The following is an 8,237-nucleotide window of genomic DNA, read 5'->3' as shown; positions in this document are numbered from 1 at the left end:
CGGTGATGTTCGATGACCTGATCGCTACCGGCGGCACGCTGATCGCAGCAGCCAACCTGATTCGCCGCATGGGCGCGCGGGTGCATGAAGCGGCGGCCATCATTGATCTGCCAGAGCTGCAAGGCTCGCAGCGCTTGCAGGACATGGGCATTCCGACGTTTTGCCTGACGCAGTTTGCTTTGACCGATAAATAATCAAGATCTAAAGATTGATCGTTCCCACGCTCCGCGTGGGAATGCCTCAAGGGACGCTCTGCGTTCCAGCTTGCGATAGGGACGCGGAGCGTCCCGGGCTGCATTCCCACGCAGAGCGTGGGAACGATCATGCATCGGACGATCTTTCGCTTTTAGAGCCCCATCTGCTTGCTGATGATTTCATTCATCACTTCCCGCGTCCCGCCGCCAATCGACAGAATGCGGTTATCCCGATACAGCCGCTCCACCAGGCCTTCACGCATGTAACCGAGCCCGCCAAGAATCTGCACCGCTTCGGTGGTGATCCGGTCCGAGGTGTCGGTGGCGAAGTTCTTCGCCATGGAAATCTCCTTGATCACACTCTGCCCCGCCGCCATTTTTGCCGCTTGCCGATATGTGAACTCCCGCGACACTTCCAGCGCCGTGGCCATTTCGGCGAGCCGATGTTTGATCACCTGAAATTTGCCGATGGGTTTGCCGAACGCCTCACGCTCGCGCGCCCACTTCAGGCTCTCCTCCAGCGCCAATTGCGCAGTCATATTGGCCATCAATGCCAGCGCCAGGCGTTCGCTCTGGAAATTGCCCATGATGCAGGCGAAGCCCATGTTCTCCGCGCCGATCAGGTTGCCTGCCGGCACGCGGCAGTCATCGAAGAACAATTCAGCGGTGTCCGACGCCCACCAGCCCATTTTCTTCAATTGCCGACCGACACTGAAACCCGGCGTGCCCTTCTCGATCAGCAACAGGCTGATACCGCCGAACCCCGGCGCACCGGTGCGCACCGCGACCGTGTAGAAATCCGCGCGCACGCCGCTGGTGATAAAGGTCTTGCTGCCGCTGACCCGGTAGAAGTCACCGTCACGCACGGCGCGGGTTTGCAGGTTGGCGACGTCGGAACCGCCAGCGGGCTCGGTCACCGCCAGGGCGCTGATCTTTTCGCCGCTGAGCACTTGGGGGACGACCCGCTCCCGCACCGCAGGCCGCGCCCATTTGACGATCGGCGGCAAACCGATATCCAGCGAGCCCAGCCCCGCCACCAGCCCACCAGAGCCACAGCGCATCAGCTCTTCACTGGCGGCGACCTTGGCGAACAGATCGCCTTGATGGCTGCCGCCAAGCGCTTCGGGATAGCCGATACCGAGAATGCCCGCCGCACCCGCCTTGAGGTACAGCTCACGGGGAAAGCTTTCGGCTTCTTCCCACTGATCGATGTCCGGCAGGATCTCGCGCTCAACGAAACGTCTAACGCTGTCGCGGACCAATTGGTGGCTGGGGTCGAAGTATTCCTGAAAGGCAGGCATGGGCGAGCTCCACGGAAGGGTTCGCCGACGTTAACCGAGCGCTTGCTTGGTTATCAATGAAATTGTGTGAATCAGATGGACCGCGGCCCGCCATTCGCGAGCAGGCTCGCTCCCACAGGGGATTTGTGAACGACACAAAACCAATGTGGGAGCGAGCCTGCTCGCGAAGGCGTCAGTTCAGACGCCGCAAATTCAGAGGGAAATCGGTTTACGCCCGGCAAACGAATGCGCCAGCGTGCCGCCGTCGACCAGCTCCAGCTCACCGCCCAGCGGCACGCCATGGGCAATCCGCGAGGCGACCAGGCCTTTGTTGTTGAGCAACTGCGCGATGTAGTGCGCCGTCGCCTCGCCTTCCACTGTCGGGTTGGTGGCGAGGATGACTTCGGTAAAAGTCCCCGCCTCTTCTATCCGCGCCATCAGTTGCGGAATACCGATCGCTTCCGGCCCCAGGCCATCCAGCGGCGACAAGTGCCCCTTGAGCACGAAATAGCGGCCACGGAAGCCGGTCTGCTCCACCGCATAAACGTCCATCGGCCCTTCGACTACGCAAAGCAGCGTGTCATCGCGGCGCGGGTCGGCGCATTGCGGGCACAGATCGTCTTCGGTCAGCGTGCGGCATTGGCGGCAATGGCCGACGCCTTCCATGGCCTGGCTCAAGGCTTGGGCCAGACGGGTACCGCCGCTGCGATCACGTTCGAGCAACTGCAACGCCATGCGCTGAGCGGTTTTCTGACCCACGCCTGGCAAGGTGCGCAGAGCGTCGATCAGTTGGCGAATCAAGGGGCTGAAGCTCATGGGTAAACAGTCCGACTAAACAACGAGACGCGGTTTATACCCGCGCCTCTGGCCAGCGTCAAATCCTCAGTCCTGGGCGACCCGGACCACCAGTTTGCCGAAGTTGCGCCCTTCCAGCAGACCGATGAACGCCTCGGGCGCCTGCTCCAGGCCTTCGACCACGTCCTCGCGGAATTTCACCTTGCCGTCGCGTACCCACGGCACCATGTGGCTGATGAATTCCGGCTGACGATCACCGTAATCGTCGAAGACGATGAAGCCCTGAATACGCACACGCTTGGTCAACAGCGTGCGTTGCAGCATCGGCAGGCGATCCGGGCCGGTTGGCGCTTCGGCGGCGTTGTAGCCGGCGATCAGGCCGCACAACGGGATGCGCGCCTTGGGATTGAGCAACGGCACGACCGCGTCGAAGACATGGCCGCCGACGTTCTCGTAATAGATGTCGATGCCGTTGGGACAGGCCTTGGCCAGTTGCTCGGCAAAGTCATCGGCCTTGTGGTCGATGCACGCATCAAAACCCAGCTCCTCAACGACGTATTTGCACTTCTCGGCCCCACCGGCCACGCCGACCGCGCGCAGGCCTTTGATCTTCGCCACTTGCCCGACCACCGAGCCGACGGCGCCGGACGCCGCAGCCACCACCAGGGTTTCGCCTTCTTTCGGCTGGCCGATGTCCATCAGGCCCATGTACGCGGTCATGCCCGGCATGCCCAGAACGCCGAGGGCCATCGACGGGCTCGGCAGGCCGGCCGGGATCGGCATGATGTTGCGACCGTCGCTGATGCTGTGGCTCTGCCAACCGGTGGCGCCAACCACCAGATCACCGGTGTGGAATTTCGGGTGATTGGACTGCTCGACCCGGCTGACCGCGCCGCCAGTCATGACTTCGCCGATTTGCACTGGCGCAGCGTAGGACGGTGCGTCGCTCATACGTCCGCGCATGTACGGGTCGAGCGACAGGTACAGGGTTTTCAACAGCACCTGACCGTCCTGCAGATCCGGCAGCGCCTCGCGCTCGAGACGAAAGTTCTCCGGGGTCGGCGCGCCGGTCGGGCGCGAGGCAAGGACGAAGCGTTGATTGAGGGTGAGAGGGTCGGACATGTCAGCGTCTCCTGTGAATGGGGAATTCGGTGTATAGGGAGCAGACCTTGGTAGCAGTGGTGTGTTCGATGTTTCTGCAGTTTTGCCCGAGGCGCGCTCCCACTGATCGTTCCCACGCTCTGCGTGGGAACGCAGCCCGGGACGCTCCGCGCCCCAATCGCAAGCTGGAACGCGGAGCGTCCCCAGAGGCATTCCCACGCAGAGCGCAGGAACGATCCGCGCCGCGCAGAAACAAAAATGCCAGGCGCAATGCCTGGCATTTTGTGTAGCTCATCTGCCGCCCAAAGGCGAATCAGAATGGCAGTTTCATACCCGCTGGCAGGTTCATGCCGGCGGTCATGCTGCCCATTTTTTCCTGGCTGTTGGCTTCGATCTTGCGCACGGCGTCGTTGACGGCGGCGGCGACCACGGCTTCCAGCATCTCTTTGTCGTCTTCGCTCAGGCCTTCGACCAGGCTTGGGTCGATGCTCACGCTCTTGACGTCGTGACGACCGGTCATCACCACGGTGACCATGTCGCCGCCGGCCTTACCGGTGACTTCGGCGTTGGCCAGTTCTTCCTGCATCTTGGCCATTTTTTCCTGCATCTGCTGCGCCTGCTTCATCAGGCCGGCCATGCCACCTTTCATCATGGGAATCACCTCAAACGTACTTGGATAAAACAGCGCCCGGCCATCTTGGCCGAGCACCTTCAGTTATTAGCCTTGGGTGACCAAGGCGTCGACAGGTTCAATAGTATCGCTTCGCACCACTGCGCCGAACTGCTGAACCATCTGCTGGATGAACGGATCACCGTGGATCGATTCCTCCGCCTCACGCTGGCGATTGGCGCGGCGGCGCGAGGCGGCCTGGGCCGGGGTTTCCTGCTCGGGCTTGATCAGCTCGATGGTCAGGGTCAGCGTGCGCCCGTGGAACTGGTTCAACGCGTCGTTGAGACGACGCTGTTGCGTGGCGTTGAACAGGGCGCTGTGAGCCGGATCAAGGTGCATCAGCCAGTGGTCGCCGTCGACCGCAATCAATGTGCAGTTGGCGGCGATGCTGCCGGTCATGCCGGAAATCGGCAGCTTCGGGAACAGCTCCAGCCATTGCAGGGCCAGGCCGGTGGCCGGCGCGGCGGCAGGTTCCGGCTCGGGTTCAGGCTCGGGATCGGCGGCGTGTTCGCTGGCCAGTTCGTCGAGGTAGCTGTAGGCCGAATCCATGTCCGGCTCGATGTAGTCTTCATCCAGCGGCGGTTCGTCGTCCATGTCCATGCCCGGCGTAGCGGCATCGACGTCGGCGACGGACGGCTCGGGAATTGGCGCAGCGGCCCACTCCGGCGCATCCGGCACCACGCTGTCCGGGGTCGGCAGCGGCATCGGCGGCAGCTCGGGCTGCTCGCCAGCGGTTTCCAATACCGGCTCGACGGCGGGTTGCTGTACCGGCGCAGGCTCGGGCTCGGCTTCCACCGGGTCGTTCCACGGCAGATCGACCACGGCTTCGACGGCGACTGGCTCAGGCTGCGGTTGTGCTTCGACAACCGGCGCCACAGGTTCTGGCTCGGCAACCGGCGCCGCTACCGGTGCGGGCGCAAGTGTGGGCGCAACAGCCGCAGCGACCACCGGCGCAGGCTTCGGCGCGGCAGCCACTGAGTTTGCGGAATCAACTGTGGCCTGGCTGATCCCCACTGGCTTTAGCGGTTGCCTCGGCGCGTCCGCCGTATCCGCCGGGCGGAACGCGAGCATCCGCAGCAAGACCATCTCGAAACCGCCACGCGGGTCCGGCGCCAGCGGCAAGTCGCGGCGACCAATCAGGCCCATCTGGTAATAGAACTGCACGTCTTCGGCCGGCAACGCCTGGGCCAGGGCCAATACGCGATCACGGTCGCCGTGGCCATTGTCGACCCCTTCCGGCAACGCCTGAGCGATGGCCACGCGGTGCAGCACGTTAAGAATTTCCGAGAGCACGCCGTTCCAGTCCGGACCTTGCTCGGCCAAGTGACGCACGGCTTCGAGCAGCGCCTTGGCATCGCCCTCGATCAGCGCATGCAGCACGTCATAGACCTGACCGTGATCCAGTGTGCCGAGCATGGCCCGCACGTCGGTCGCGAGGACCTTGCCTTCACCGAACGCGATGGCCTGATCGGTCAGGCTCATGGCGTCACGCATCGAGCCATCAGCCGCGCGACCAAGCAGCCACAGTGCGTCGTCTTCGAACGGTACGTTTTCTGCGGTCAGCACGTGGGTCAAATGCTCGACCACACGCTCGGGCGTCATGTTCTTCAGCGAGAACTGCAGGCAACGCGAAAGAATCGTTGCCGGAAGTTTCTGCGGATCGGTGGTCGCCAGGATGAACTTGACGTAGGGCGGCGGCTCTTCGAGGGTTTTCAACAGCGCATTGAAGGAATGGCTGGAAAGCATGTGCACTTCGTCGATCAGGTAGACCTTGAAGCGCCCACGACTTGGCGCGTACTGCACGTTATCGAGCAGTTCGCGGGTGTCTTCGACCTTAGTGCGGCTGGCGGCGTCGATCTCGATCAGGTCGACAAAACGCCCCTCATCGATCTCGCGGCACACCGAGCACTCGCCGCAGGGACTGGAGGTGATCCCTGTCTCGCAGTTCAGGCACTTGGCAATGATCCGCGCGATGGTGGTCTTGCCGACCCCGCGCGTCCCGGTGAACAGGTAGGCGTGGTGCAGCCGTTGGCTGTCCAAGGCATTGATCAGAGCCTTGAGCACATGGGTCTGGCCGACCATTTCGCGGAACGAGCGTGGACGCCATTTACGTGCAAGAACCTGATAACTCATCGAAAACCGTCGCAGCGAAGGAAGCAGAAGCGGCTAATGCTAGCGGAGCAAGGGCAAAATTGCATCCGGTGTCCTCGTCTAATATGGCTAAGCTGCATCAGCAGAGGCTTTTATCAGCTCGGGATGGGGAATTACCGGAGCGTCTATGCGGTGGGCCGTGGCGGCATTGCTGGGTATCAGCCTCAACGCGATGGCAGCGCAAGCGCCGTTGCGCTTCGCCGTGCCGGACAGTTGGGCGATGCCGATGGTGCAACTGCAAGGCGGCAGACCGACCCAAGGCATCCTGCATGACGTCCTGCTGAGCCTGGCGACCCAGGTCGGCGCGCCAGCGCAATTCGTCGTCCTGCCGCGCGCGCGGGTACAGAGCGCCATGGAGCACGGCGACATCGACGTGCGCTGCTATGCCGCACAGTCGTGGCTGCCGAATCAGTCCGGCGATTACATCTGGAGCGTGCCGTTGTGGTTTCAGCGCGACCTGCTGATCAGCCGCAAGGAACAACCGGCGCAGATCGATCCCGCCCAGCTGCCGCGCCAGGCCATCGGCACCGTTCTCGGCTACAGCTACCCTACCCTGCAACCGCTGTTCGACGCCGACCAGTTGCAACGCGAAGACGCGCGCAATCAGGAACAGGTACTGGAAAAGCTCCTCGCCGGGCGATACCGCTATGCGGTGAGCAATCAGTGGACGCTGGACTGGATCAATCAGCGCCTGTTGCCGGAGCAGCAGCTGCAAGGGGTCGCGGTGCTGCAGGAACAGAATATCGGCTGCTACGTGAGGAACGATCCGAACGTGCCGGTGCAGCGGATCCTGCGCACGTTGCTGCGGATGAAAATGTCCGGCGAGATCGACGACATAATCCGGTTGTACACCGGCGCCTCTTCAACCACACCCTAACCGCCTGTGGGAGCGAGCCTGCTCGCGAAAGCGGTATGTCAGGCGACACAGTTGTTGAACACACCGACGCCTTCGCGAGCGGGCTCGCTCCCACAGGGTTGGCCGGGTCAATAACCGTGCGATTCGCGGAATTTCGGCTCGCGGCTGTGGTGATAATCGATCCATTCCACCACGTCATAAGGCAGATAGAGCTGCTGCCGGGCACGGGACACGGCGATGTACACGGCGCAGATGCGCTGATCGAACTCGTAGGCATCCTTGAATTTCTCGTTACTGAGCAACGTCCGGGTCAACAGCACGCGCTTGAACTCCATGCCGCCAGCCCGCTCGGCCATCATCAACAGACAGGCTTTGCCCGGCTCGATGATCTTTTGGCTCAGTCGCGTCAGGTCGGCAATCATGAAGCCGTTTTGCAGTTGCGCTTCAATCCACAAAAACGCCTCGTCGAAACGGTTGGCCTCACGCACCTGCTGCCAATCAGCCATGTCGCTGAAATACGGGTGCGGTCCTTTCTCGCTGGACCCGGCGTTGTAGAAATCGCGGCGGAACAGCTCGATGGCGGTGGTCATGAAATGCTTGATGTCGTCCTGCGCTTCCCGGTCGGGGAAACTGAAGGCGCAACTGGAGTCGTGCAGATGGATGGCCCACATCATCGTGTCCCACGGTGAAGCGGTCAGCACCACGCAACCTTCGGGCGGCACGAAGGCTTGCGGGTAGTACTCGATATCGACGTCGGCGTGACGAGCGCCTTCGAACGGCACTTTGCTCTTGTGCGTATGGCGCGAGATCAGCGGATTGACCAGGCGCTCGACATTGCGCCCCGAGCGCACCGAATAGCAGATATCGCTCTGACGAACTTCACGCTTGCGTTTGGGCGCCTCGCCCGTGGCCTGCTGATACTCATCGCCGAGGGTGATCAGCACCTGCTGCCCGCGCTCGATGATTTGCAGCAACGACGCCGGCACATCCTGGCTTTCGTCGATGATCACATGGGTGTAGCGCGGCGGGACGCGGCAACCGGCAAGACTGGCGCGTTTGATCATCAGCAACGTGGGAAAACCGCTCTGGCTGGCCCAGGCCGGATTGGCTTCCAGATACACCCACAGGCGACTGGAATATTCCAGCAGCGCCTGCGAGTCAGCGCCGGTCAAGGGCTGCTGAAAATGCGG

Annotated in this window: 6 protein-coding genes and 2 pseudogenes; 2 read left to right on the top strand and 6 right to left on the bottom strand. The window is 62.3% G+C overall.

Translation table 11 applies throughout. The features are described 5' to 3' along the window. Window positions 1–194, top strand: a pseudogene (locus OQK_RS30095) (adenine phosphoribosyltransferase); the annotation flags it as partial. A 152-nt stretch (window positions 195–346) separates the two neighbouring features. On the opposite strand, the gene OQK_RS19530 reads toward OQK_RS30095, so the two are convergent. From OQK_RS19530 to dnaX, 5 genes are all read right to left on the bottom strand, one after another. Next, window positions 347–1,495 carry an acyl-CoA dehydrogenase family protein gene (locus OQK_RS19530; protein ID WP_016773862.1) on the bottom strand — a complete coding sequence of 383 codons (1,149 nt, stop codon included), beginning with the start codon at window positions 1,493–1,495 and terminating at the stop codon, window positions 347–349. 192 nt (window positions 1,496–1,687) lie between these two features. After that, complete coding sequence (gene recR, locus OQK_RS19525) at window positions 1,688–2,290, bottom strand: recombination mediator RecR (protein ID WP_016773861.1); 603 nt, start codon at window positions 2,288–2,290, stop codon at window positions 1,688–1,690. Between the two features lie 66 nt (window positions 2,291–2,356). After that, window positions 2,357–3,391: an NADP-dependent oxidoreductase gene (locus OQK_RS19520; protein ID WP_016773860.1), complete on the bottom strand. Its 1,035-nt coding sequence runs from the start codon at window positions 3,389–3,391 to the stop codon at window positions 2,357–2,359. 292 nt (window positions 3,392–3,683) lie between these two features. Then, window positions 3,684–4,022: a YbaB/EbfC family nucleoid-associated protein gene (locus OQK_RS19515; RefSeq protein WP_003223337.1), complete on the bottom strand. Its 339-nt coding sequence runs from the start codon at window positions 4,020–4,022 to the stop codon at window positions 3,684–3,686. 66 nt (window positions 4,023–4,088) lie between these two features. Further along, entirely contained in the window at window positions 4,089–6,173 is a 2,085-nt protein-coding gene (gene dnaX, locus OQK_RS19510) for a DNA polymerase III subunit gamma/tau (protein ID WP_016773859.1), read from the bottom strand. Window positions 6,174–6,318: 145 nt separating this feature from the next. Between dnaX and OQK_RS19505 the strand changes: the two genes are divergently transcribed. Then, complete coding sequence (locus OQK_RS19505; RefSeq protein ID WP_016773858.1) at window positions 6,319–7,068, top strand: substrate-binding periplasmic protein; 750 nt, start codon at window positions 6,319–6,321, stop codon at window positions 7,066–7,068. 107 nt (window positions 7,069–7,175) lie between these two features. On the opposite strand, the pseudogene OQK_RS29420 reads toward OQK_RS19505, so the two are convergent. Further along, a pseudogene (locus OQK_RS29420) lies at window positions 7,176–8,237 on the bottom strand (hypothetical protein); the annotation flags it as partial.

Source organism: Pseudomonas sp. R62, from assembly GCF_000257605.1.
GTDB lineage: Bacteria > Pseudomonadota > Gammaproteobacteria > Pseudomonadales > Pseudomonadaceae > Aquipseudomonas > Aquipseudomonas atacamensis.
Note: the sequence above shows the minus strand (reverse complement) of the source record. Positions and strands in the feature narration are given on the sequence as shown.